This is a genomic window from Vibrio sp. KMM 9700, from assembly GCF_058545285.1.
Map to the genome: position 1 here is coordinate 825,156 of NZ_CM178590.1, position 21,745 is coordinate 846,900.

Here is a 21,745-nt window from a genome sequence, read left to right on the forward strand (position 1 = left end):
TAGTTATATTAACTTTAACCTCGCATCAACCACCACGCCAATAATCTTACAGTTTCCATTGATCGGTAACATTTGATATGCAGGGTTCAGTGGTTTTAAATAATCTTGACCAGAATCAGAAATAAATTTTTTGAACGTCGCTTCATTAACGTCCGTGAGCTTTGCTACAACCAAAGAGCCATTTTCTTTTTCTTTTTCCGTATCAACAAGTACAAGAGTTCCTTCTGGAATGCTTAATCCTGTTGGGCTTGTCATGGAATCGCCTTGAACACGAAGCCAGAAACTGCGCTTTGATGTACGGACGGTAGTTTCATACCATTCGTCAATTTCATTCAAGGTGTAAGGTTCGCAAGCTTCAGTCCATTGACCTGCTTGAACTGCGCTAAGCACAGGAAATGATCTTTGTTCTTGTGGTTGAATGTCTAATGGCTTCACATTGGCATGTACAGCAATTTCTTCTTCATTGAATAGCAACTGGTAAGGCTGAATACCCAGTCTATCAGCAATAATTCCTGCATCATCAAGATTAATACTACGAACGCCTGCTTCATAGTTACCAATACGAGAAGCCCCCCAGCCGCATTTATCAGCTAAGGCCTTTTGGCTTAAACCTAAATTTTCACGGAAGCGCTTTAAACGCAACCCAACTTCTTTTTTCTTATTCATAAAAATTAAATTAACACGCTCCGTGTTTATTGTATGCACACTTTTTGTGTTTACATGTGAACACGTATTGTGTATTCTTCGTGACAGGAGGATATATATGAATCGTATCGCTGAATATAGAAATAAAGCTCAAGCTAGCCAAGCGACTTTGGCAAAGACTGTTGGCGGAATCGTGACCTCAACAATTGGCAACTATGAATATGGCATCAGAAAGATTGATGTTTTAACCGCTCAAAAAATTGTTCAAGCATTAAATGAGCTAGGTGCGAGTTGTACGTTTGAGGATGTTTTCCCATATCCACAATCAAATACTAGCGCAGAAAAGTAAACATCATAATTACCGAGGTTTTTTAAAAATGGTACATCAATTCGAATCAATCCGAGAAGCGTTGCTATACAGCATTAAGCACGGAAAAGTATCTCGCGCTGAATTATGCAGAGAAATGGGATTAACGAGCGATCAATTTCGTAATCGTTTGGAGAGTACTGGAACAAGAGGTAATTGTAAGCCTTTTGATGCTCAGCAATTAGAAGATATCCAGTTTATTACTGGGACATCTTATATTGCCCAGTATTTTGCCGGAAAGGCTGCTTGTATCGTTGTTGAGGTTGTTTCAAGTGATCTAGATTCTCAAGAGTTATCTGAAATTCAAATCAATGAAGCTGCGGCAATTGGTGCGATGAATATGGAAATTGCTAAGGCTCTGCAAGATGGAAAAATAGATCACAAAGAGCGTAAACGAATACTTGAAGCTGCTTCATTAGCTGTATCAAAGTTGTTGAATCGAACCAACGCAACTATTGAAGTTTATAAGGCTAGTTAACATGAGTATGTCCCTAATGGTTGAGGCCATGAAGATAAAAGTTGGCAACCCAACTAGAAAGTTAGTGCTGATTAAGCTTGCTGATAACGCCAATGACCAAGGTGAATGTTGGCCATCTTACGCAAATATTGCTGATCATTGCGAGGTATCGAAGCGATCCGTTATGTCTCACATTAAGCAATTAGAGATTGATGGCTTGCTATACCGTGAGTATCGAAAAGGTGAGAAAGGTAATTGCTCAAATATTTATCATTTAACGCTTTCTGGTGGTGCAAATAATTCACTAGACCCTAATGAAAATATTTCACCCCCTAGTGCAAATAGTTCACTAGCCCCTAGTGAAAATATTTCACCCAGAACCAGTCACTCTTTAGAACCAGTCAATGAACCTAAAGATCTTATTTGTGCGTTTGAAAAATTTTGGGCTGCTTTCCCTACCAAGCTAAACAAAAAAGGCTCGATGAAGAAATTTGAGACAGCATTGAAAAACTCAAAGTTATCCGCAAGCGAGTTCTCCCAAAAACTAATTCGTGATGTCCAGAAGCGCATCGAGCTAAATCAATTCGGTTTTACCAAGCTTCACGCAAGTACATATTTGAATCAGGAGCGATGGAATGATGAGTATCCAACCAATCAGCAAGCAATTCATGCAGCAGGCAACAAGCCTAGCTCAATCGATGCATACAATGAAATGTTGCTCTCCAAGTACGGACACACTGCCACACAAGACGAACGGGAAATCAATCCAGTTGACCGTAGCGGATTGGTTGAATACGAAGTTCAGGGAAGCGTTTCTGAACCGCTGGACTCACGACCAGTTACCATCGACATGGGAGCAGGGTATAAGCGTTTTGACGATTGAACAAATTCGCCACGGCACCGCCAAGATTTTATTAACCGGTGACAAGTGGCCACCAGTGTTATCTGAGTTCATCAAAACTTGTCGCTTCCACGATGTTGATTTTGATGATCTGTTTGAAAAGTTTATTCATAGAGAGCTAGCGACAAGTCAGCTTGAAAAATTAATTTTCCGTGATGCTGCGCATGCAAATGTTCGATTAAAACCTATTGGTAAGGACAGAGAGGCATTTAACAAAATTGCAGAGCGTTGGGCTACAAGACGCGCAGTAGGGCAAATGCCTCAAGATCTGCCGGCACTGCCACCGCGATCGGTTGTGATGATAACTGACAAGTTACGTGAGAGTCACGGAATATCTAAGCCTTCGGAGTTTCCAAAGGGATCCGCTATGGCGCGTATTGCTGAGAGAGTGGCTCGTCAAAGAGGTGCCTAACATGAGTATTGATAGATCATTTGACGTAGTAGAAGCAGAGCGCCGACGTGTTCGATCAGAAGAGCGCAAAGCAAGTCGTCAGAAATCACTCTGGGATGCGAAAGATGAGGAGCGATTCCAACTTCTAGTCGAACGCCAAGAGCGTCGCATCTTTATTGAGAAAATGGAAGAGTTAGAAAATTTAGTGAAAGGATTGGTTGGAGAGTAAGAATGTTTACAACTGACTTAGTGAAGCTTTTAAGGCGTTTTAGGGGAGGTGTTAAATGAAAGCGCTTGATCTTAGAGCCAACATTCAAACTTTGCCAAGCGTTATTGCAACTATTACCAAATTGCTTGTTGCCGGTAACGAATTAAGGATCACAGTTAAGGAATGGCGCGACCGACGATCCTTAAGTCAGAATGCTTTACAGCATGTGATTTATAAAACAATTAGTGAATATCTTGTCGATCACGGGCGTGACTGGTCAGAAGAGAGAGTTAAAAAATCTCTAAAGTATAAGTTCTTAGGTGAATATATTGAGCAAATTACTGATGTTCAAACTGGACAAATTATTGAGCGCAAGGAACTAAGAAGTACTGCCGATCTAGATAAGGGCGAAGCCTACCACTATACAACTCAGATTATTGAGTGGGCTGAATCCATAGGGTGTGAAATTAAGATACCGGCTAAATGTGAGTATAGGGATCTGATGGAGCAGCAAAATCGATGATAATTAGAGTTAAAAATAATGGTCAAGCTAATGCTTTGGTTCTTTGTAACTCCTGGCATAAGCCATTCTTATTTGATGGCACGGAGTATTTTGTACGTCAAGTTCGCCCTATAGGTAGTGGAAAAACGGCAAGAATTGAGGCCGAGTTAGAGCCGGTTTGGGCTGTCGGTGTTGAGAAAGAGGGTTCTTTTTAATGACGGTACGAAGCAAAAAACTGCTTAAACTGGCGCGAGGTCAAGATTGTACGTTGCGCCTACCTAGCATATGCAACTTTAACCCAGAAACAACAGTAGCTTGTCATGTTGGAAAGCTTAAAGGTATGGGTCATAAATGCGGGGATAACATGGTTATATTTGCTTGTTCATCTTGCCATGACGAAATAGATAGGCGTACTCGAATATATACAAAAAGTGAGCTAGCTACTGAAATTTTAAGAGCGTTAGAAGAAACACAACTAATTTTAATTGAAAAAGAAGTAATGGTGATTGTATGAAAGGTGAAGATTTAATCCGCACTCGAATGATCCTAAAGCGTTGGGGTAGTTGGTCTAGCAACGATACTAAGTGTGATTGGTATCGTGAAATGCCAGGGTTAAAAAACGTTGAGCCGAATATGCGAGATCTTAAAGAGACTCTTTGTGATGAGGATGCGCTTGTCATTGATTCAATGGTTGCCAGCATGATGGATGTAGATAACCCTAGGCCAATGACATTTTTTATACTGCATTATGTTTATGGCTTTAGTAAGTATGAGATTAGCCGTAGAACGGCAAAAAAGGATAAATGTTCGGAGGGTAAAGTTAGATCGACTTTATTGCTGATGGAATCATTTGTATGCGGCATGTTGGTAGCTCGAGAGGATATGGGGCTTATGTTAAAGTTGCGTTAACTATATAGACATATTTTGAGTGCGTGTTAATTTATTTGAAATTAAACAGAGGACTGAATATGAAGTACGCAATCTTATTAGCATCACTCATTTGCTCTTTTTCTGCTCATGCACTTGATGAATCTAAAGTAACTAAAGAATGGCAATTAAATGACAATAATATTCCATTTGTGGTTTCTACAGACTTTACATTTATTGCAGGGCCATATCACAATGGAGAACTGATTGGTTTTGCTGATCCACCTGATACCTGCAAGGTAAATAAACATGTTGTAGGTTCAGCCATATGGCAGATTGATGGAACACCAGTCAAAATGATTAAAGATTGTATTTTTGACGTTGTAACTTATTTACCTGCAACAGATAAAGGAAACTTGTTCATTTTTGAACAATTCAAAACTAAGGAATCAGTCGAAGTCGCCGGGCATGTTTTTAGCGCAAAAAATTTCACAAAAGTCATTAATGAAGCTAGTGAGGCAGAAGATAAGGCTATTTAATACGAAAAAACTAGTTTTTCATTATGAGCCACACGGTCATACAGTGCGTTCTGGGTTGTGATTTTTCTGAAATTTGCTGGATGATTGTGGGCTATTTTATGTAGTATATTGATGTAAAAGTATTTTAACTAGCAATCGATATTAATCTGACTAGTCTAACTCTTCTGATTTGAGTATTATTGCTATGGATTACACGCTATGTATTTGTTGTAATATTATAGATTTTACGATATTAAATCACTGGATAAAGGGATATTAGAAATGTTTTGTAATGGTTGCGGAAAAGAAATTCACGAAACGGCTAGAGCTTGCCCTAGCTGCGGAGCTCAACAAAGGGGCGCTCAAGGCGAAAAAAGTAGAATTGCAGCAGCACTTTTAGCTTTTTTCCTTGGTGGGGTTGGGGCTCATAAGTTCTACCTAGGTAAAATTGGCCAAGGTTTTTTGTACTTATTATTTTGTTGGACGTTTATTCCTGCAGTGATCGCTTTTATAGAGTTTATCATTTACCTCTGTGAATCAGATGAGAAGTTTGAAACAAGATACCAAAGCTAACTTGCCAACTAAGTACTTGCGATTCAATGTGGCTTTCTTATTTCTACTCGAATTTAGCTTAGATTTTTAGTCTAGTTAGCTAACAAATTTTTTATAGTGATTCGAAAAACTTTGTATGTTGTTACTCGTTGCTTTTTTGTGGTTTCGGTTATATGTAAGAGATTCGGCATTGCGTTGCTTAACCCTTTGTTGGGCGTTATTTTAAGTGACTATGGCGAGGTATTATATTGTATATTGCTTTATAAAGAGCGTTAGCAGCTGGAGGAATAATGAGCATTTGTGCGTATTGTGGGGAAGATGGGAAAGTTACTCGTGAACATATCATCCCAGATTTTCTATATAAATATCAGAAACACTATTGTGGTCATGTTGGTTGGAATGATAAAGCAAAGAAAATTGTTCCGAGCGAGGGAAAAATAAAAGATGTATGCGCAACGTGCAATAATGTTGCCTTAGGTGGTTTAGATGGTTTCGCCAAAAAAATGCTGCAAGAATCAGGAGTGCTAACTCAAAACTATATACAACCCAATGTGAACCTAAAATATGATTATAATTTGTTAAAACGATGGTTGTTAAAAATATCGTTTAACTCTGCGAGAGCTGCGGATAATAATCCCTATGCATTTAAGCGATTTATTCAATATATGTTAGGTCATGAACAGGAATGCAATGACGTTATTATTTTAGTTGGTCTTTATAAGCCTGAAATTCTAACAAAAGAAGAAATGGCGCAATATCATGGCAAGTTTGAATTTGGTAGTAATGGGGAGTTCAACCCTTTTCACACAAGAATTGCTTGGACTCCTCAAACTGACGCTGCTTTTAAGGTTAGGATAGTTGTTATGGGAGCATTGCTATTTCATGTGGTTATTTTTGACAAAGGCGTGAAAGTCGGCCACAGAAGAGCAAAGTTGCGCCAATGGCTAAAGACTAATCCAAATATGGCTCAAGTACTTTCAGATCGACAGCTTATAGTTGTTAAACAACTAGGTATTACTTTTATTGACACTCAAGAGTTTCAGTTTGCAAGAATGGAAGCTCTAGGTGCATTTGAATAAACTGCTAACAAACAATTTAAGAGTGATTCAGCACGCGTGGCATTTTTGATATGCGGTAGCTTCGGTGTTGAAGTGAATGCAGCAGCTTGGTCATAGCGTGCTTCACACCTTAATTGGGCGTTGAGGCTGTAGGATAATTCATTATGTTAGGAATTTTATAAGAAATGAATTTTTTAACTACTTGTTTTATCTGGATATTTATTTTGATAATTGCTGTATTTTCTCAAGAATGGAGAAATCCTACAGCCTCGTTATGTAAATCGTGAAAATAAGGATAATTGAGATGGAATTACCGGAAATTAAAGCGAAAATAATCGAGTTATTGAATGTTCAATTTGAACAAAAGTTTGAAGAGTCAGATTTATCAGCGAGACATTACAGTTTTAGTAGCCCTGATTACGACTTTTCTTTTTCAATATCACTTGTAAGGAATGTTAGCGAAACTCAATTAATTAATCGAATAAATCGTTGTATCGATAAAGCGAAAGAGGCTTCAAAATCTAATACACATTTTAAGTTTGACGAAAATGGTGGCTTATATATCGTTTAGCTTCAGATGGTTACATAACAATCAGTTTAAGAGGGTTCGCAACGCGTGGCATTTTCACCATGCGTTGATGTTAGTGTTTAAAGTAGTGTGCGGGAGCTTCGGCATTGCGTTGCTTAACTCTTTGTTGGGCGTTATTTTAAGTGACTATGGCGAGGTATTATATTGCTTTATAAAGAGCGTTATAGCGCAAGTGAATATCGGAGTTTCATTTGAATAAATATATCGAAAAAAAGATTTATGAAATTCGAGAGATTCTATCTCGATTTGAGAAAGATGACTTTCATAGTATGACTAGCTTTTATCTTTCATCAGGCTTTCCTGCGGGCTGCTGTGGAGATGCTACTGATTTACTTGGCTTATACTTATTGAAGTATCATGGGTTAAAAAGTGACTATGTTTGTGGGCACGGGTTAGGGGATAACTCAAACCAGACTCACGCATGGCTAGTATGCCAAGGTCACATTATTGATATCACAGCTGATCAGTTTAACGATGATGGTTATGAACTACCTTCTGTCATCATTGCTAAACAAAGCACATTTCATGAACTGTTCGATGAAACAACCAGTCGGCCAACAAGTATTGAATACCTCAACGGTAGTGGTATTCCAAGTGTGTTAGCAAAAGTACTGACAGTAATGCAAGCGCTGGAAAATGCGCTATAACAAACGCTTCAAAACGGATTCGCCCCGTTGCAGTTGTGGTTTCAATAAGTTAAGTGAATAAGGTCCAGGCTTAGGCTTGGTGATCGGGGCTCACCGTTTAAGCGGGCGTTATATTATTTATTGAGAAGCGATGAAAGAATTAAATAGTTGGTTAATTGAACGTGTGCTGAACCATGTAGTTTCTCTAAATTGCCCTACGAGTATTCCTCGCTCGGGCACAGCTGGCTCGCAAGTAAGATGCTACTCCACTGTTATTAAAATTATGGGTAACGAAGAGTTACTAGCTAAACAAGTAAGAGATGGAAAGGTCATAGGATATTTGTGGGATAAGAATTTACAGCGTTTTGATCAAGAGGCCTCAATTGAGTTGCAGTGGTTAGATCCATATAGTTTAAATATACGTCGCTATATCGGATATTTCGAAGTTACCTATGAAAGTTTGTGGGACTACCTTATCAATGATCAAACGGGCTATATGACATTTAGGGCCTTCCTATACCGCACTCGTAGCCGTGTTGCCCAGAATGTTTTTAATAAGCGTACTCTAGAACTAAAAAAACGGCATGAGCTATTATCTTTTCTTATTCAAAACTATGGCTCAATGCAGTCTGAGTTTTCCCTTGTCACCTTAATGTACAAGGCTTATTCACTTTATTCATTTCATCATCCGGATAAAGAAAAATTAAAACGATTGTTGGAACTGCAGTTAGACTCATTTGTTCAGTCTGGCGAAATAATAAAACAGAATGGTAGCTATAAATTAACGGGCAAAGCAATTCAAACACTGGAAACATTTCAGCTGGAAAGCCGTAGACATAAAATGGCAGTAGTACAACAATGGCTTATGATTACGTTAACATTTTTGTTAGCGCTTATTGGGCTCGTACAAGCCAATATAGTCAAGTTCCCAACAATTTGGGAGCTAAAATAATATACAAAGCATTTAAGAGTGATTCGCAACGCTTGCCGTTTTCGCTTCGCTCAAGTATAGCCAAGCGTCGCTCATACCTTAATGCGGCGTTATGTTGAAATTAAAAATTTAACTAGCAATATCTCAAAATAAGACCTAAAATTGATGCTCATTTAAGTACTAAATTGGAGTTTTTATGAGACAGGTTCTAGCTGATTGCTCGGCGAGTATTTCTGAGTTAAAGAAAAATCCTACTGCATTGTTAAACGAAGCGGACGGCTCTGCTATTGCTATTCTAAATCATAATAAGCCTGCCGCTTATCTAGTTCCGGCTGAAACTTATGAGTTTTTAATGGATATGCTTGATGATTATGAACTATCAAAATTAGTCGAAAGTCGTCGTTCAGACTTATCTGATGCAGTGGAAATCGATATTGATGACTTATAAGTTAAAATTTCTGCCAGCAGCTCATAAAGAGTGGAAAAAACTTGGTGCGCCTATCCAAGCTCAATTCAAAAAGAAGTTAAAGGAACGCTTGGAAAATCCTCATGTTCCTTCAGCTAAATTACGTGGCTATGATTCAGTTTATAAGATCAAATTACGAACGGCTGGTTATCGCTTAGCGTATGAAGTAATTGATGATGAAATTGTTGTATATGTTCTCGCCATCGGTAAGCGGGATAAAGACGCAGTATATAAAAAATTATCATCAAGATTTACATAGAGTGGTAACAACATAACAAACTACTCAAGGGGATTCGCAAGTTTAGCATTTGCAGTTTGCATGAAGTGCAGTGATTATGGTGTTATGCGGTGAGTAGGTTTGTAGTTCACCCCTTAGAATAGCATTATATTTCAACTTTATTCCGTCAATCTGCCGTATAAATTGAATGTTTTTTAGATGTACTCTATAATGACTTTATATTACGGAATTGTTCCGTACAATGGAGGTTTATTATGGCAACCGCGCGTTTAGATATTCGTCTTGATGAAGAGATCAAAGCGAAAGCAGAAAAAGCATCTGCGTTACTCGGACTTAAAAGTCTCACTGAATATGTAGTTAGGTTAGTTGATGAAGATGCCACTCATGTTATTGAAGAGCATGAAAGTATTGTCGTGAAAGACAGTGTATTCGATGAATTTATAGTAGCTTGTGAAAAGGCACAATCTCCTAACAATGCATTGCTTGATGCTGCAAACTATACAGAAGAGAGTGGTATTAAGTGAGTTGGAGTAATGAGTTTGTTGAGCTCAACAAATCAAAACATGATCGCAACTCTTTTGATTGTGGCGAAGATGAATTAAATCAATTTATAAAAACTCAAGCAGCCAAGCATATGCAAGCAGGTATCAGCCGCACAATGGTTTTACCAAGTGAACAACCTTTGCTAAATCAAAAATATGCAATTTGCTCATTTTATAGTGTAGCTCCAAGTTCAATTAGCCGTGCAACCTTACCGACAAAACTAGCAAAAAAACTGCCTCGCTATCCAGTCCCTGTTTTTTTACTCGCTCAATTAGCAGTCCACAGAGAATATCATGGTTCAGGTTTGGGGAAAGTTAGCTTAATTCGTGCGTTGAAGTATTTATGGGAAGTCAATCATCACATGAGGGCTTATGCGATAGTAGTTGATTGTTTGACCGAATCAGCACAAGCCTTTTATGCCAAATATGGCTTTGAAGTTTTATGTGAGCATAATGGACGGATCCGTATGTTTTTGCCGATGAAAACGGTCGAACAACTGTTTAGTAAGTAAAGGAATAAAACAAGCATTTAAGAGTGATTTGCAACGCTTGGCATTTTTACTATGCGTTGCGTTTGTGTTTAAGGTGGTATATGTAAGCTTCGACATTGCCTTACTTCCCCCATAACAGGGCGTTATTTTAAGTGACTATGCGAGGTTTTATATTGTATGTTGCTTTATAAAGAGCGTTATATTTTGAGGTGGATTTATGCCTAGAAAAGTTCCAACTGATCTTCAGATATTACAGAAAATATATGATTTATATTATGATGAGTTTTGTGCTTATGATGATGATAATACAATTCGTGGTTCAAAAATTTTCGTACCAATCGATTGTCAAAAAATAGCAAAACAATTAGGTACAAATGGAGATATAGTTTTTGGGAGGCTTTATTATCATTTAGCAAATAAGCATAAATATACAGATCATGATAGTGGTAAAGCACCTATTGTAAGATTATTTGAGTTTCAAGTTGGCAAGGATATGAAATGCGTTCATTTTCCTTTTATGGCATCTGTCCTAGCTGATTTAAAAATTCAAGATTGTAGATTTAAATTAACTCTATGGGCTTCAATCATAGCATTGCTTATTTCTACTGCTTCACTTGCTATTACAAGTTTTGATAAGTTTACGGGATAGTTTACAAAGGTAAGTGTAGAATAAAAATATAACAAGGCATTTAACCTTGATTCGCCCCGTGGTGACACTGATTTCAGAAAGTTAGGTGATTAAGTAATCAGTCTTGGCTTAGGTGTTGGGGCTCACAGGTTAATGCGGCGTTAAGCAGCAGGAGATATAATGTCAGTAATAGCTGAATTAGCTTTAAAAGATACAGTAGCAGTTATCACAGCAGGGTTGTCGGTTGCTGTCGCTATTACTTCAATAGTCGGTGCTCTAAAGGCGGGTGTATTGAAGAAAGTTCGTTTTGGTGGCTTAGAGTTTGAAGCACCATCAGAAGAGATGAGTCGCTTTAAAGAAGCATACGAAAATAGCCAGAAACAACCTGAAAAAGAAGTACCCTTTGAAATAGAGCAGTTAGCCAGTTATTACTCGCAGATATTGAGCCAATCGAAGGTCAGCTTTTGGTTCAGTATGATTTTTGCCTCTCTTGGCTTTGCAATAATAGTAATTTCAGCGTTCTTACATACAGAAGGAACAACAACTACCACTATTGCTCAGTTTACTGCCGGAATCATTATGGACGCGGTTGCTGGTCTATTTTTTGTACAATCAAGGAACGCTCAAAAATCTATGGGTGAGTTCTTCGACAAACTGCGCAGTGATAGGTTACATGCAGAGTCAAAGCTAATTACTGAAGCTGTAAAATCACAAGACGCGAAGGATTCTTTGAGACTGCATCTTGCTCTGCATTACGCTGGTGTTGAAAATCCAGAATCGGTTGCTAAGCATATCACTGAAAAGTGTTTACGTGGAAAAGCTGCTTAACAAACGCTTCAAATAGGATTCGCCCCGTTGCATCAGTAATTTCAGTAAGTTAAGTGAATAAGGTACAAGCGGATGCTTTGGTGTCGGGGCTCACCATTTAAGCGGGCGTTAGGGCAATCTTTAAATCTTGTGAATATGAATGTATAATCGCGCAATATTATATTTATAATTAAGAGCTTAAAGTGACAGCATATCCAAATCCAACACCGATCTATCATTTCACACATATTGATAACTTACATAGCTTAGTCGCTTCTGGGGGATTGATCTCGAAAAATGCTGTTGATGCTCAGTCTATTCAATACAAAAATTCGGCTTACGCGAGTGTTCAAGGACACCGCGAACAGTTTCCAGTACCAGTTGCACCTTATGGTGTCATTCACGATTACGTTCCATTTTACTTTAATAGTCGCTCCCCAATGTTATACACCGTTAAAATGGGTAACATTCCGGGTGTTGATATGCGTGATGTTGTTTTTTTCCAAAGTACGGCTCAAACAATTGAGAGTGCGGGAAAAGATTTTGTGTTTACTGATGGTCATGGAATCATGTCCCTAACAGATTACTATAACAAATTGTCTGAGATGCATAATGTCCCATGGCAGGTTGTACAAGCGCAATTTTGGGGGGCTTACCCCGATGGTAAGCGTGAGCGTCAAGCTGAGTTTTTGGTTCAAAATTATGTTGAGTGGGCTTTAATCGACACAATTGGCGTCTATAATCAATCTATGAAGATTCGTGTTGAAAATGTTATTCAAAATCTTGCATATAAACCTAAAGTTGAAATTAAACTTGGTTGGTATTTCTAGGGAGGGTATATGATCAAATTTACATCTGGAAATATACTAAAAGATTCCTCGGATGCAATCGTTAACACCGTTAATTGTGTTGGAGTTATGGGCAAAGGCTTGGCTCTTCAATTTAAGAAAGCCTTCCCAGACAACTTTAAACTATACAAGTCGGCATGTGATAGAAAGGAAATGAAAATAGGTGAGGTATTCATTACCGAATCTGGAGATATGTTTAACAAGAAGTTTATTGTTAATTTCCCGACTAAAAATCATTGGCGAGGAAAGTCTCAGTATGAGTATATTGAATCAGGTTTGGATGACCTTGTAACTAAGATACAAAAATACGGTATAAAAAGTATCGCAATTCCACCTTTAGGTGCGGGGTTAGGTGGTTTGGATTGGGGAAAAGTTAAATCGATAATAATTGATAAACTTTCTCCACTTACAGATGTAGAGGTTTGTATATATGAGCCTAACTCGGCTCCTGAATCAAAAAATATGATTGTAAATACTAAAACGCCTAACATGACTAGAGGCAGAGCTTTATTGTTAAAGGCTCTTGGTATCTATTCTGAAAAAGGGTATGAATGTACGAAAATAGAAGTTCAAAAGCTAGCATACTTCCTTCAGGAATCAGGGGTAGACCTTAAACTAAATTATCAAGCCCATAAGTTTGGTCCGTATGCGGAAAATTTGAATCATGTCCTTACTCATATTGATGGACACTTTATATCTGGTTTTGGAGATAGAGTGTCTAAATCTAGTATCGAGATAATTAATGATTCTCTTGCAAGAGCCGACGAATTTTTATCGACCGAACCAGAGTATCAAGATTCGATTGATAGGGTAAAGAAGCTCATCAGTGGGTATGAGACACCATTAAGTATCGAAGTTTTAGCAACAGTACATTGGGTGATTAAACATGAAGGGCGTAGCCCCTCTGATTTTGATTCCATCAAAGGCTTTATTTTTCAATGGAATGACCATAAATCCTCTATCAAAGAAAAGTATTTGAAAAAGGCTCTAGCCCAGCTTCAAACAAATTGTTGGGTATAAATTGCCCTAACAAATGCTCAAGGGGATTCGCAAGTTTGGCATTTGCGGTTTGCATTAAATTCAGTGATTATGGTGCTATGCGGTGAGTGGTTTTGTTGCTCACCCCTTAGCAGAGCGTTAGAAAAAGCGGGAAGATCCCGCTACTTTCCTTGTAGGATATTAATGATTTAAAAATTAACCCTATACGTTACGCTTTTTTCTAACTATTATATCAGTATAGAGCTACGTCAATGACTGACGTATGAGCAATTTAAACCGCTTCCATTAATTTGGACGCGGTTTTTTTATGTCTAAAATATACCGTCCTCAACGGTAACAAGAAACGCTTTAGGAAATTAGCTTGTGTGAAATGCCGGTGCCATGCATAGGGGCTGTTTCGACGGTTATTTCTTGAGGCGCAAGCTAATTTTCTAAGGAAATTCTATGTTTGATATACTGAATACAAAAGATGTTGTTTTTTCTAATGGCAACCAATTAAAAACCGAGTAACGAATTGTTGCGAGGGCGTTTGATCGCCGACATGCTGATGTTTTACGAAAAATTGATTCAATTTTAAAGGATTTACCTAGCGGTTTTGCGTCAGCGCATTTTTGCGTTCACGTTGATTTTATTAAGGCTGGAAGCATTTTTCGTGAATCTAAGTATTACGAAATGACAGAGCAAGGGTTTATGTTTTTGGTCATGGGGTTTACTGGTAAGAAGGCGGCTCAGCTGAAGGTAGATTTCATTAATGCGTTTGAAAAAATGCGGGCTGTATTTATTGAACAGCGTGATACATATAACGACATGCGCAATCAAGTGATGTCTGAATATAAAATGGAAAAAGAAATCGCAAGTCAATCTGGTCGATTATTAAATCGGTGGGGAAGAAGTAAAAAACCAGAGTTACAGCGTCAAATAGAACATCTTGAGCAAACAGGTCAATACACATTATTAAATTAGAAGCCGACTAAATCAGTCGGTTTTTTTGTATCTCAATATTGAGGCTTTTATGCAACATCAACTATCTCGAACCGCATTGATGACACGTATCAATGCGGTTTTTTTTAAAGGTGTAGCTAGTGATGAGCAACTAAATGGCATCGAACGCTATATATGGACTTGGCAATTGTTGCGAGTGAATAAGGTTTACGCACCAACGGCTTATTTGGCTTACATACTAGCAACGGTATATCACGAAACTGCGCAGAAAATGCAACCAATTGAAGAATATGGTAAAGGGGAAGGAAAAGACTATGGCAAACCCGATCCTATTACGGGTCAAGTGTATTATGGCCGTGGTGATGTCCAAGTCACTTGGAAATACAACTATCAAACGTTATCCGAGCTTTTAATTGATCCTATCTCGATGCAAAAGGGTGTTGATCTTGTTAATCATCCTGAAATGCTACTTGAACCGATTTACTCAGCACAAGCCACCATTCTAGGTATGACGCAAGGTATCTTTACGGGCCGTAAGCTTGCGGATTACCTTGATGCTTTAGAACCAGACTATATTGGCGCTCGTAAGATTATTAATGGAACAGACCAAGATGCTTTGATTGCTGGGTATGCGGTTGAGTTCCACAAAGTATTGTTATGTGCCTTCGGTGAACCGATTAGTCGTGATGTCGTTATGGCAGGTGATAATGGTAATGATGTACGAGAGCTTCAAATCTTATTAAACGTTCAACCTGACGGCGTATTTGGCGGGGCAACACAAAATGCACTAGTAGGTTACCAAAAAGCTAAAGGGCTTGATGCTGATGGTATCTGTGGCAGGGATACCTGGCGTGCACTACAAAAAGATAATTATTGGTGAGCTTATGCGATTTTATCTAATTCTAATGGGATTACTGATACTTTCGGGATGTACGGTAACAGCAACGAGTATTAATAGTGGCACGAGTGTCAACAACCCTAATTGTGAAGATAGCGTCACTATTAAAGATAATGAGTTTATCGCGACGTCGGTGTGCTCACATACAATGGAGCCAGTTATAGAATGATGAAGCGTTATTTAACTTATACATTGATTGTATTGGGAAGCACCGCCGTTATTACGGCATGTACAAGTTATCGCATCAATCAAAATAGCAACAATGGTCCAACTTGTGAAAAAGGGGTCGGACATAGGTCAATTTTGGATAAAAGCAAGTGTGCAATTATCCATGGAGACAATAGTAAATAAAAACTAATTTCTAAGGATTGAAAGAGGTGGACTATGGAAAGTAAGCACCAATTCGATGTAAAAAATATCTCAACACTTATTCCTTACATCAACAATGCAAGAACACATTCAGAACAACAAATTAAGCAGATTGCTGCATCAATCAAAGAGTTTGGCTTTACTAACCCAATTCTCATAGATGAGGATAATGGGATAATTGCTGGGCATGGGCGATTACTAGCCGCCCAACGTTTAAATATAGAACGGGTCCCAGTTTATATTCTCAAAGGGTTAACTACGGTACAAAAGAAAGCCTATGTGCTCGCCGATAACCAATTGGCCCTTAATGCGGGTTGGGATGAAGACTTGCTTGCTATGGAAATTGAGTTTTTAAATGAAGCAGACTTTGATATTGACCTGCTAGGTTTCGATGATGACTTTCTTGATATTATCGCTAATGAAGAGCAAATGCCTAGTGAATCCAAAGCTAGTATTGGTTCCTTAACAGAGCAATTTATGATTTCTCCGTTCAGTGTATTTAACTCTAGATCCGGTTGGTGGCAAGATAGGAAGAGAGCTTGGCTGGAACTTGGTATACGAAGTGAGGTAGGCCGTAATGATGATCTTAGTATTAAGTCATTAACATCGAATCAATATACTGAAAAAAATAACATTGAAGAAAAGTTAGGGCGAAAACTGACGATTGATGAATACAAAGAAAAGTATTGTACGTTATCCCAGTTATCGACAACGAGTATCTTTGATCCTGTATTAACTGAGATATGTTACGAGTGGTTTTGCCCGCAAGGGGGCCATATAGTTGATCCATTTGCCGGTGGTTCTGTTCGAGGTGTGGTCGCTTCTAAGGTCCAACGGCAATACACAGGGAATGATTTACGGACTGAGCAAATTGAAGCGAACCGAGCTCAAGCCAAAGCGATATGTACAGATCCTATACCCAATTGGACTATTGGCGATAGCGTTGAGCTTGAGGCACTGATTCAAAGGCCCGCAGATATGATTTTCTCCTGCCCACCTTATGCAGATTTAGAAAAATACAGTGATCACCCTAAGGATCTATCCAATATGGATTATCAAGGTTTTCTCAACGCTTACCGGAAAATAATAAAAAGCTGCTATAACCTTTTAAATAACAACCGTTTCGCAGTGTTTATTGTGGGTGAAGTAAGAAGTAAAAAAGGGGGATACCTGAATTTTGTGTCGGACACTATTCAGGCATTCATTGATGCGGGATTTACGTATTACAATGAAGCAATATTGGTGAATGTAGTGGGTTCATTACCTATCAGAGCGGGTAAGGCATTTTCAAATAGTCGTAAGTTAGGAAAAACGCATCAAAACATACTCGTTTTTGTAAAAGGTGATCCCAAAATAGCTGCAAAAGAATGCGGTGATGTTGAAATACACATAGAAGACGAAATGACCGAAGATTAATCAAGCCCTTTAGGTTTAACCCTTTAGGGCTTTTTTATTTGTCTATTTTCATAATTTTCATAACAGGTATGAGGGGGTATGTAGTTTTAGCGCATACCTGTTGGTGTGATATGGCCGGTAGACCTTCTAAAAGGAGCCATAAAAGAGATAGTGCATATTTTGATGCAATAAGGCAGGGGGCAACGATTAAGAAGGCTGCCGAGGCCGCAGGGTACTCATATGCCTCCGTTATGGATTATAAACGTGATGATCGTAAGTTCGCGCAGTTACATAACGAAGCGATGGATTACCGGTTTGAGCTGTATAAAGAAAAGGCTCATGAAGCCATGATGCTTGGCTTTAAAGAAATGCAGGTTATCGACAAGAAAGGGGTTAAAACAACTATTACAACGCGTAAAGAGAACCCTGCTCATTTTAAATTCATGTTAAAGGCTCATGAAGCCGGCACTTTTAATTATGAACGTAAAAATGCGAGTGATGTTGATGATCTAGATGATGTTCCAATTAATGACTTAGCGGCAGATTTAGGCAATATGCTAATGGCATTTACCGAGGGTTGTGATGAACCAGAATCTAAAACCTGATGATGTTATCAAAATGCTAAGCACCGTTGATGTTGATAGTTTAATTTCGCAGTTGATAAAACGTAACAGTAAGCATGAGGCTTTGCATTTACGCAAGATGATCAAAGCGTTTTCGAAAAAAATGTTGGTGGAGACAAAGCAAAAATTTAGTATTCCTCCGATTTATAGAAAGCTATTTGGTGATGAAGGAGCTAAGTACATTCTATTAAAGGGTGGGCGAGGCTCTGGCAAAACATTTGCGATTATTTGTTACATGTTGGAGCAATCATTTGAAGAAAAGTATCGAGATTCACTTTTTCTTATTTTGCGTGAGATCCAGACATCAATTGAAGACTCTGTCTTCTCGGTCGTGACTGATTTGGTTAAACAGGCAGGGCTAGAGACGTATTTTAAAATCACGAATAACAAAGTTATCAACAAGCTAACCAATGTTGAATTTGCATTTACTGGGTTACGAGCAACGGGTGGTAAAACAGCATTTAGCCAAGTCAATAAAATCAAGGGTAAACATAAAATCCGAATGATCTTTATGGACGAAGCACAAGATGCCTCTGAAGATTCATTAAATGTGTTATTTCCAACGGTGAATCGCTCTGGCCAAGTATCATTTACGCCTGAGTATGAAAGACTATTACGCTTGGCTTTTGGTGAAGAAGAAGTTGATTTAACCGAAGCTCGGTTCTTTTTCGCGATGAATCCTAATTTTGCAGAAGATCCGGTTATTACAAAGGTTCGAACGTTTGTAAATAGCGCACGCATAGAGCATATCAATATTTTCGATTTGCCTAAGCGCTACCAAGATCCGCAGCTTTTAGAGCAAGCTAAATCTGAAAAAGGCGAGGTTTACTATGCACACGTATGGTTAGGTGAGCCGAGTCCTAAAATTTCTGGTTATCCGTTTATGGATACGCCAGTTATCACCGCCGGCGTAGCGGATATCGCGCCACCTTGCACTGTATTTCTTGACCCTTCATATAAAGGGGGTGACTACACGGCATTAACCTTTATTGCTCAAACCAAGGGTTACGTATTCGCCTGGGGGTATTGTTTTCATCAGTCTTGGAATGCTGCGATCGATGATATCGCTGAAAAGATACACCAATTTCCATATATAGAGATGTATTACGAAGATAATGGGGTTGGAACAGCCCCACAGGACTACTTTGCTATTCGTGGCATTGATGCTATCCCGAGAACAACATTGGGTGATAAGCATGATCGCATTTTTAGAGTGGGTGCTTTTTTAGGGTTAATGAATTTACGCTTTGTTGAGAACTGGTCAAATCAAACGTGGGTCACTCACTGCTTGAAGTTTAATAAAGAAGCTGAATTTGATGATGCGCCAGATTCATTGACCAACGCAGCAATTCGCGCCGGTATCGTATCAGATAAAATCAAAATTAGAGGACGTCACTAATGGGCTTATATGATGACCCAGACCATAAAACGGGTAACTCTGAGTCGAAGCCAGATAAAAAGCAAGATTTTGAGGCGTATTATAATTATCTACGCGCAAAGGATCCTCGCCTTTTACCTATCATTACTGAATTCGACCCATTTAGCGTAGCAAAGTCGAGATATGTTGATATTGCTATTCGAGAACTATACGCACGTTGTATGTACATTACGCTCGATATTGTGTCGATACCGGATGAAATTGGTACTTCAGATTTTTCAAAAACACTATATGACACGCATTCGCCGGCATTGCTACGCGGCTTAATGCATTACGTTATTGAGGCAATGGCTGAAGAAACAAAAATCACCTTAAGAAAACGAGTTTTTAAAGGCCGGCATAATGCGTTCTATTTTGAGGAAATAACCAATTCAACGGAGCTCATTAAACAAAATCAACTCGATCTAGTGATTTTAGATTTCGAGGAGTTTTATCGTACCGAATTACTTGAAGCGTATTTTGGCATGGTGTTTGACGCTATTGTTAGTGCGGCAAAACTTATTCGTATTGGCGGTGCAGTCGTATTAAAAATAAATGACTTGAGTGATTTAATTTCTGACCGCGAAGTGTTGTTAGCTGTCGAAACTCAAGTAAATCAAATCAATACCGCATTGAAAGAAAGCAAAGGTGCTTATTTAGACTCTGAATCTTCGCTTGAGATGCCAACAGTAGATATGAAGCCAACCAAAGAGCAATTGGAATACGCATATTCATTGATCTGTAATGTTACGGGTCGGCCAATGTCATTTGTGAATGGTCAGCTTGCTGGTGGGTTAAATACTAGCGGCGAAGGCGATAGAAAGCAGAATCGGCAGGCATCTACTTTCGATTTCAATCAGATATTAAGGGGGGTTTTTGAGTCAGTGTTTGGTGCTGACTTTGAAATTAAGCCTGATACAGAACAGCTGACAGAACTATCTAACTTTATGAACTCACTTGAAATGACGTCACTGTATAGCGACGAAGAGAAACGAAAAATCATGGATTCAGTTATGCCAATAGCTGAACTAGGTGTGACTGATTAGGTAGTGGCCTATGTACTTATACCCATATTCGATGTCTCAAAAATTATTGGATTGGTTCAATATTGATTTTGACCGTATTTATAACGAGCAAGGGGGGATGCATCGAGAGCAATTAAAGCTTATTAACAAATATTCAATTCTTACCGAAGCAAAATCTAACGCTTATATGACGATCAAGCGACTAGAGAAATCAAAAAATAAAGCCAACATAGATTTTGCCGCAAATGTTAGAAATACGATGGTTGGCACCTTAAGTAGTGAGATTACTAAAACACTTGCTAACTCTGAGCATGCCGATGAAATCATTATCGAATGGCAACCTTCTTCAGCTGAAGAAGAACGAGCTACACATGCACTCCATTACGGGCAACGTATGACAATTAAACAAGCTGAGCAATTAGGGCTTGGGGTTGAGTATAACTGCCAATGTGGGATGAAATTTGTAGGTGGACAGAAATATGCTCAACCTATTATTAATAAAATCAAACGAGGTAAATCCGTATGAATCAGCTTTTAATGTTGTTAACACAATTACAGCAATTGACAACTCAACAGAATAATCAGCAGAACCCATTAATGGCTTTATTAGGCAATCAACAACAGCAAGATCCAACACAGCAACTAATTACACTGTTAAGCGGGGTAACCGGTCAACAACAAGGTTCGTTAAACCTTCAGCCGATGCAACAGCTTTTAGGGCTTCAACAGCCACAACAAGGGGGCAATGAAGTACAGCAGTTGATGCAGTTATTAGCAGGTCAATCCCAGGCGCCAAAGCAAGTTAATACAGATTTAACTCAATTAATCCAGTTACTTCAGGGGCAGCCAAGCGAAAAATCAGATTTAGAAAAGCTAGCCGAGCTTTTAGGTAAGGCTTCAATGAACGAAAATGATGATAACGAAGACATTATTTCTCGTATGCAGAGCAAATCGAAGAAGAAGGGGGAACAAGAGTCATCGAATGCTGAAATGTCTGATGCTATCAAATATGTTTTGAGTTGGGATAAATTCATCGAAGATCATGCGGATTTATTGCCAGATTGGTTCGACCCTAAAGAAGTAAAAGAAGATATTGATAAATGGGCTAAGACTGATATTGAGCGAGCTCAAGGCCTAGCTGCAGCGACATCTAAGGCATTTTTTAAAGATGAATCCATGCTTGATTTATTAGAAGAGAAAGATCGACTGGCTGTGAAAGAGCACATTCTCAAAGATGGCCTCAAGTCACATGAGATTGATCGTGGTATTGCTTGGCCAATTGTGAATCGTGCTGTCTTTAATAAATCTAAGCTAGATGAAACTGATGACGGAGCACCACAGCTTGGGCGAGGTGAGGAAGTTATTGCGAACTATGAAGCTCGGTTTAAGACAGGCCAACAAACAGGCAATCAAGCACAAGTTCAATAATTATGCGGCATTAGCCG

32 protein-coding genes are annotated in these 21,745 nt (G+C 38.7%); 31 read left to right on the forward strand and 1 reads right to left on the reverse strand.

The features are described from left to right. Positions 1-3: 3 nt before the first annotated feature. Positions 4-666, reverse strand: a complete 663-nt coding sequence (locus AC2VOY_RS14900; protein WP_491833358.1) for a LexA family protein — start codon at positions 664-666, stop codon at positions 4-6. Positions 667-763: 97 nt separating this feature from the next. On the opposite strand from AC2VOY_RS14900, the gene AC2VOY_RS14905 reads away from it, so the two are divergent. The 31 genes from AC2VOY_RS14905 to AC2VOY_RS15055 all read left to right on the forward strand — a co-directional run bounded on the left by AC2VOY_RS14905 (position 764) and on the right by AC2VOY_RS15055 (position 21,728). Continuing rightward, positions 764-994, forward strand: a complete 231-nt coding sequence (locus tag AC2VOY_RS14905) for a helix-turn-helix transcriptional regulator (RefSeq protein ID WP_491833359.1) — start codon at positions 764-766, stop codon at positions 992-994. Positions 995-1,022: 28 nt separating this feature from the next. Continuing rightward, positions 1,023-1,490, forward strand: coding sequence for a phage regulatory CII family protein (locus tag AC2VOY_RS14910; protein WP_491833360.1), 468 nt, complete (start codon positions 1,023-1,025; stop codon positions 1,488-1,490). A 28-nt stretch (positions 1,491-1,518) separates the two neighbouring features. Beyond that, positions 1,519-2,352 carry a helix-turn-helix domain-containing protein gene (locus AC2VOY_RS14915; protein WP_491833361.1) on the forward strand — a complete coding sequence of 278 codons (834 nt, stop codon included), beginning with the start codon at positions 1,519-1,521 and terminating at the stop codon, positions 2,350-2,352. After that, on the forward strand, positions 2,342-2,782 hold the full coding sequence (locus AC2VOY_RS14920) for a hypothetical protein (protein WP_491833362.1): 441 nt from the start codon (positions 2,342-2,344) through the stop codon (positions 2,780-2,782). Before AC2VOY_RS14915 ends, AC2VOY_RS14920 begins: the two co-directional genes overlap by 11 nt. Before the next feature lies 1 nt (position 2,783). Next, a complete protein-coding gene (locus AC2VOY_RS14925; protein WP_491833363.1) occupies positions 2,784-2,990 on the forward strand; it encodes a hypothetical protein in 207 nt (68 codons plus the stop codon). 55 nt (positions 2,991-3,045) lie between these two features. Then, the gene (locus AC2VOY_RS14930; RefSeq protein WP_491833364.1) at positions 3,046-3,492 is read left to right on the forward strand and encodes a NinB/YbcN family protein; all 447 of its coding nucleotides are present in this window, start codon (positions 3,046-3,048) and stop codon (positions 3,490-3,492) included. After that, positions 3,489-3,686 (forward strand): hypothetical protein, encoded by a 198-nt coding sequence (locus tag AC2VOY_RS14935; protein ID WP_491833365.1) that lies wholly within the window; start codon positions 3,489-3,491, stop codon positions 3,684-3,686. The genes AC2VOY_RS14930 and AC2VOY_RS14935 overlap by 4 nt, the downstream gene beginning before the upstream one ends. Beyond that, the gene (locus AC2VOY_RS14940; RefSeq protein ID WP_491833366.1) at positions 3,686-3,985 is read left to right on the forward strand and encodes a nuclease domain-containing protein; all 300 of its coding nucleotides are present in this window, start codon (positions 3,686-3,688) and stop codon (positions 3,983-3,985) included. Before AC2VOY_RS14935 ends, AC2VOY_RS14940 begins: the two co-directional genes overlap by 1 nt. Next, on the forward strand, positions 3,982-4,380 hold the full coding sequence (locus AC2VOY_RS14945) for an antiterminator Q family protein (protein ID WP_491833367.1): 399 nt from the start codon (positions 3,982-3,984) through the stop codon (positions 4,378-4,380). Before AC2VOY_RS14940 ends, AC2VOY_RS14945 begins: the two co-directional genes overlap by 4 nt. A gap of 59 nt (positions 4,381-4,439) precedes the next feature. After that, a complete protein-coding gene (locus AC2VOY_RS14950; RefSeq protein ID WP_491833368.1) occupies positions 4,440-4,877 on the forward strand; it encodes a hypothetical protein in 438 nt (145 codons plus the stop codon). 261 nt (positions 4,878-5,138) lie between these two features. Continuing rightward, positions 5,139-5,429 carry a TM2 domain-containing protein gene (locus AC2VOY_RS14955; protein WP_491833369.1) on the forward strand — a complete coding sequence of 97 codons (291 nt, stop codon included), beginning with the start codon at positions 5,139-5,141 and terminating at the stop codon, positions 5,427-5,429. Positions 5,430-5,698: 269 nt separating this feature from the next. Then, positions 5,699-6,487 (forward strand): hypothetical protein, encoded by a 789-nt coding sequence (locus AC2VOY_RS14960; RefSeq protein ID WP_491833370.1) that lies wholly within the window; start codon positions 5,699-5,701, stop codon positions 6,485-6,487. Between the two features lie 283 nt (positions 6,488-6,770). Next, positions 6,771-7,037: a hypothetical protein gene (locus AC2VOY_RS14965; protein ID WP_491833371.1), complete on the forward strand. Its 267-nt coding sequence runs from the start codon at positions 6,771-6,773 to the stop codon at positions 7,035-7,037. Between the two features lie 209 nt (positions 7,038-7,246). After that, positions 7,247-7,702: a hypothetical protein gene (locus tag AC2VOY_RS14970; RefSeq protein WP_491833372.1), complete on the forward strand. Its 456-nt coding sequence runs from the start codon at positions 7,247-7,249 to the stop codon at positions 7,700-7,702. A 130-nt stretch (positions 7,703-7,832) separates the two neighbouring features. Next, entirely contained in the window at positions 7,833-8,633 is an 801-nt protein-coding gene (locus AC2VOY_RS14975; RefSeq protein WP_491833373.1) for a hypothetical protein, read from the forward strand. 175 nt (positions 8,634-8,808) lie between these two features. Then, positions 8,809-9,060 carry a type II toxin-antitoxin system Phd/YefM family antitoxin gene (locus AC2VOY_RS14980; RefSeq protein ID WP_491833374.1) on the forward strand — a complete coding sequence of 84 codons (252 nt, stop codon included), beginning with the start codon at positions 8,809-8,811 and terminating at the stop codon, positions 9,058-9,060. Continuing rightward, on the forward strand, positions 9,050-9,337 hold the full coding sequence (locus AC2VOY_RS14985; RefSeq protein WP_491833375.1) for a type II toxin-antitoxin system RelE family toxin: 288 nt from the start codon (positions 9,050-9,052) through the stop codon (positions 9,335-9,337). The genes AC2VOY_RS14980 and AC2VOY_RS14985 overlap by 11 nt, the downstream gene beginning before the upstream one ends. A gap of 233 nt (positions 9,338-9,570) precedes the next feature. Continuing rightward, positions 9,571-9,840: a type II toxin-antitoxin system TacA family antitoxin gene (locus AC2VOY_RS14990; protein WP_491833376.1), complete on the forward strand. Its 270-nt coding sequence runs from the start codon at positions 9,571-9,573 to the stop codon at positions 9,838-9,840. Further along, the gene (locus AC2VOY_RS14995; protein WP_491833377.1) at positions 9,837-10,370 is read left to right on the forward strand and encodes a GNAT family N-acetyltransferase; all 534 of its coding nucleotides are present in this window, start codon (positions 9,837-9,839) and stop codon (positions 10,368-10,370) included. The genes AC2VOY_RS14990 and AC2VOY_RS14995 overlap by 4 nt, the downstream gene beginning before the upstream one ends. Before the next feature lie 196 nt (positions 10,371-10,566). Continuing rightward, positions 10,567-10,998 carry a hypothetical protein gene (locus AC2VOY_RS15000; protein WP_491833378.1) on the forward strand — a complete coding sequence of 144 codons (432 nt, stop codon included), beginning with the start codon at positions 10,567-10,569 and terminating at the stop codon, positions 10,996-10,998. A gap of 159 nt (positions 10,999-11,157) precedes the next feature. Then, the gene (locus tag AC2VOY_RS15005; protein ID WP_491833379.1) at positions 11,158-11,805 is read left to right on the forward strand and encodes a TRADD-N-associated membrane domain-containing protein; all 648 of its coding nucleotides are present in this window, start codon (positions 11,158-11,160) and stop codon (positions 11,803-11,805) included. Between the two features lie 182 nt (positions 11,806-11,987). Then, positions 11,988-12,614 carry a type II toxin-antitoxin system toxin DNA ADP-ribosyl transferase DarT gene (darT, locus tag AC2VOY_RS15010; RefSeq protein ID WP_491833380.1) on the forward strand — a complete coding sequence of 209 codons (627 nt, stop codon included), beginning with the start codon at positions 11,988-11,990 and terminating at the stop codon, positions 12,612-12,614. A 9-nt stretch (positions 12,615-12,623) separates the two neighbouring features. After that, positions 12,624-13,652: a type II toxin-antitoxin system antitoxin DNA ADP-ribosyl glycohydrolase DarG gene (gene darG / locus AC2VOY_RS15015; RefSeq protein ID WP_491833381.1), complete on the forward strand. Its 1,029-nt coding sequence runs from the start codon at positions 12,624-12,626 to the stop codon at positions 13,650-13,652. A 492-nt stretch (positions 13,653-14,144) separates the two neighbouring features. Continuing rightward, positions 14,145-14,594: a Rha family transcriptional regulator gene (locus AC2VOY_RS15020; RefSeq protein WP_491834155.1), complete on the forward strand. Its 450-nt coding sequence runs from the start codon at positions 14,145-14,147 to the stop codon at positions 14,592-14,594. A 49-nt stretch (positions 14,595-14,643) separates the two neighbouring features. Further along, positions 14,644-15,453 carry a peptidoglycan-binding protein gene (locus AC2VOY_RS15025; RefSeq protein ID WP_491833382.1) on the forward strand — a complete coding sequence of 270 codons (810 nt, stop codon included), beginning with the start codon at positions 14,644-14,646 and terminating at the stop codon, positions 15,451-15,453. Positions 15,454-15,855: 402 nt separating this feature from the next. Next, positions 15,856-17,256, forward strand: a complete 1,401-nt coding sequence (locus AC2VOY_RS15030; RefSeq protein ID WP_491833383.1) for a DNA methyltransferase — start codon at positions 15,856-15,858, stop codon at positions 17,254-17,256. A gap of 110 nt (positions 17,257-17,366) precedes the next feature. Next, positions 17,367-17,840 (forward strand): hypothetical protein, encoded by a 474-nt coding sequence (locus AC2VOY_RS15035; protein ID WP_491833384.1) that lies wholly within the window; start codon positions 17,367-17,369, stop codon positions 17,838-17,840. Beyond that, positions 17,818-19,257: a phage terminase large subunit gene (locus AC2VOY_RS15040; protein ID WP_491833385.1), complete on the forward strand. Its 1,440-nt coding sequence runs from the start codon at positions 17,818-17,820 to the stop codon at positions 19,255-19,257. The genes AC2VOY_RS15035 and AC2VOY_RS15040 overlap by 23 nt, the downstream gene beginning before the upstream one ends. Next, positions 19,257-20,321 (forward strand): hypothetical protein, encoded by a 1,065-nt coding sequence (locus tag AC2VOY_RS15045; RefSeq protein WP_491833386.1) that lies wholly within the window; start codon positions 19,257-19,259, stop codon positions 20,319-20,321. Before AC2VOY_RS15040 ends, AC2VOY_RS15045 begins: the two co-directional genes overlap by 1 nt. Before the next feature lie 10 nt (positions 20,322-20,331). Further along, a complete protein-coding gene (locus tag AC2VOY_RS15050; protein ID WP_491833387.1) occupies positions 20,332-20,826 on the forward strand; it encodes a hypothetical protein in 495 nt (164 codons plus the stop codon). Next, positions 20,823-21,728, forward strand: a complete 906-nt coding sequence (locus AC2VOY_RS15055) for a hypothetical protein (RefSeq protein WP_491833388.1) — start codon at positions 20,823-20,825, stop codon at positions 21,726-21,728. Before AC2VOY_RS15050 ends, AC2VOY_RS15055 begins: the two co-directional genes overlap by 4 nt. The last annotated feature ends 17 nt before the right edge of the window (positions 21,729-21,745 follow it).

Bases quoted from the DNA above. Each gene is read 5' to 3' on its own strand.
- AC2VOY_RS15035 (WP_491833384.1), top strand. From the start codon at position 17,367: ATGGCCGGTAGACCTTCTAAAAGGAGCCATAAAAGAGATAGTGCATAT.
- AC2VOY_RS15005 (WP_491833379.1), top strand. From the start codon at position 11,158: ATGTCAGTAATAGCTGAATTAGCTTTAAAAGATACAGTAGCAGTTATC.
- AC2VOY_RS14925 (WP_491833363.1), top strand. From the start codon at position 2,784: ATGAGTATTGATAGATCATTTGACGTAGTAGAAGCAGAGCGCCGACGT.
- AC2VOY_RS14985 (WP_491833375.1), top strand. From the start codon at position 9,050: ATGACTTATAAGTTAAAATTTCTGCCAGCAGCTCATAAAGAGTGGAAA.
- AC2VOY_RS15040 (WP_491833385.1), top strand. From the start codon at position 17,818: ATGAACCAGAATCTAAAACCTGATGATGTTATCAAAATGCTAAGCACC.
- AC2VOY_RS15055 (WP_491833388.1), top strand. From the start codon at position 20,823: ATGAATCAGCTTTTAATGTTGTTAACACAATTACAGCAATTGACAACT.
- AC2VOY_RS15030 (WP_491833383.1), top strand. From the start codon at position 15,856: ATGGAAAGTAAGCACCAATTCGATGTAAAAAATATCTCAACACTTATT.
- AC2VOY_RS14975 (WP_491833373.1), top strand. From the start codon at position 7,833: ATGAAAGAATTAAATAGTTGGTTAATTGAACGTGTGCTGAACCATGTA.
- AC2VOY_RS14930 (WP_491833364.1), top strand. From the start codon at position 3,046: ATGAAAGCGCTTGATCTTAGAGCCAACATTCAAACTTTGCCAAGCGTT.
- AC2VOY_RS14935 (WP_491833365.1), top strand. From the start codon at position 3,489: ATGATAATTAGAGTTAAAAATAATGGTCAAGCTAATGCTTTGGTTCTT.
- AC2VOY_RS15000 (WP_491833378.1), top strand. From the start codon at position 10,567: ATGCCTAGAAAAGTTCCAACTGATCTTCAGATATTACAGAAAATATAT.
- AC2VOY_RS14965 (WP_491833371.1), top strand. From the start codon at position 6,771: ATGGAATTACCGGAAATTAAAGCGAAAATAATCGAGTTATTGAATGTT.
- AC2VOY_RS15025 (WP_491833382.1), top strand. From the start codon at position 14,644: ATGCAACATCAACTATCTCGAACCGCATTGATGACACGTATCAATGCG.
- AC2VOY_RS14980 (WP_491833374.1), top strand. From the start codon at position 8,809: ATGAGACAGGTTCTAGCTGATTGCTCGGCGAGTATTTCTGAGTTAAAG.
- AC2VOY_RS14940 (WP_491833366.1), top strand. From the start codon at position 3,686: ATGACGGTACGAAGCAAAAAACTGCTTAAACTGGCGCGAGGTCAAGAT.
- AC2VOY_RS15045 (WP_491833386.1), top strand. From the start codon at position 19,257: ATGGGCTTATATGATGACCCAGACCATAAAACGGGTAACTCTGAGTCG.
- AC2VOY_RS14945 (WP_491833367.1), top strand. From the start codon at position 3,982: ATGAAAGGTGAAGATTTAATCCGCACTCGAATGATCCTAAAGCGTTGG.
- AC2VOY_RS14910 (WP_491833360.1), top strand. From the start codon at position 1,023: ATGGTACATCAATTCGAATCAATCCGAGAAGCGTTGCTATACAGCATT.
- AC2VOY_RS14950 (WP_491833368.1), top strand. From the start codon at position 4,440: ATGAAGTACGCAATCTTATTAGCATCACTCATTTGCTCTTTTTCTGCT.
- AC2VOY_RS15050 (WP_491833387.1), top strand. From the start codon at position 20,332: ATGTACTTATACCCATATTCGATGTCTCAAAAATTATTGGATTGGTTC.
- AC2VOY_RS14990 (WP_491833376.1), top strand. From the start codon at position 9,571: ATGGCAACCGCGCGTTTAGATATTCGTCTTGATGAAGAGATCAAAGCG.
- darG (WP_491833381.1), top strand. From the start codon at position 12,624: ATGATCAAATTTACATCTGGAAATATACTAAAAGATTCCTCGGATGCA.
- AC2VOY_RS14960 (WP_491833370.1), top strand. From the start codon at position 5,699: ATGAGCATTTGTGCGTATTGTGGGGAAGATGGGAAAGTTACTCGTGAA.
- AC2VOY_RS14955 (WP_491833369.1), top strand. From the start codon at position 5,139: ATGTTTTGTAATGGTTGCGGAAAAGAAATTCACGAAACGGCTAGAGCT.
- AC2VOY_RS14905 (WP_491833359.1), top strand. From the start codon at position 764: ATGAATCGTATCGCTGAATATAGAAATAAAGCTCAAGCTAGCCAAGCG.
- AC2VOY_RS14915 (WP_491833361.1), top strand. From the start codon at position 1,519: ATGAAGATAAAAGTTGGCAACCCAACTAGAAAGTTAGTGCTGATTAAG.
- AC2VOY_RS14900 (WP_491833358.1), bottom strand. From the start codon at position 666: ATGAATAAGAAAAAAGAAGTTGGGTTGCGTTTAAAGCGCTTCCGTGAA.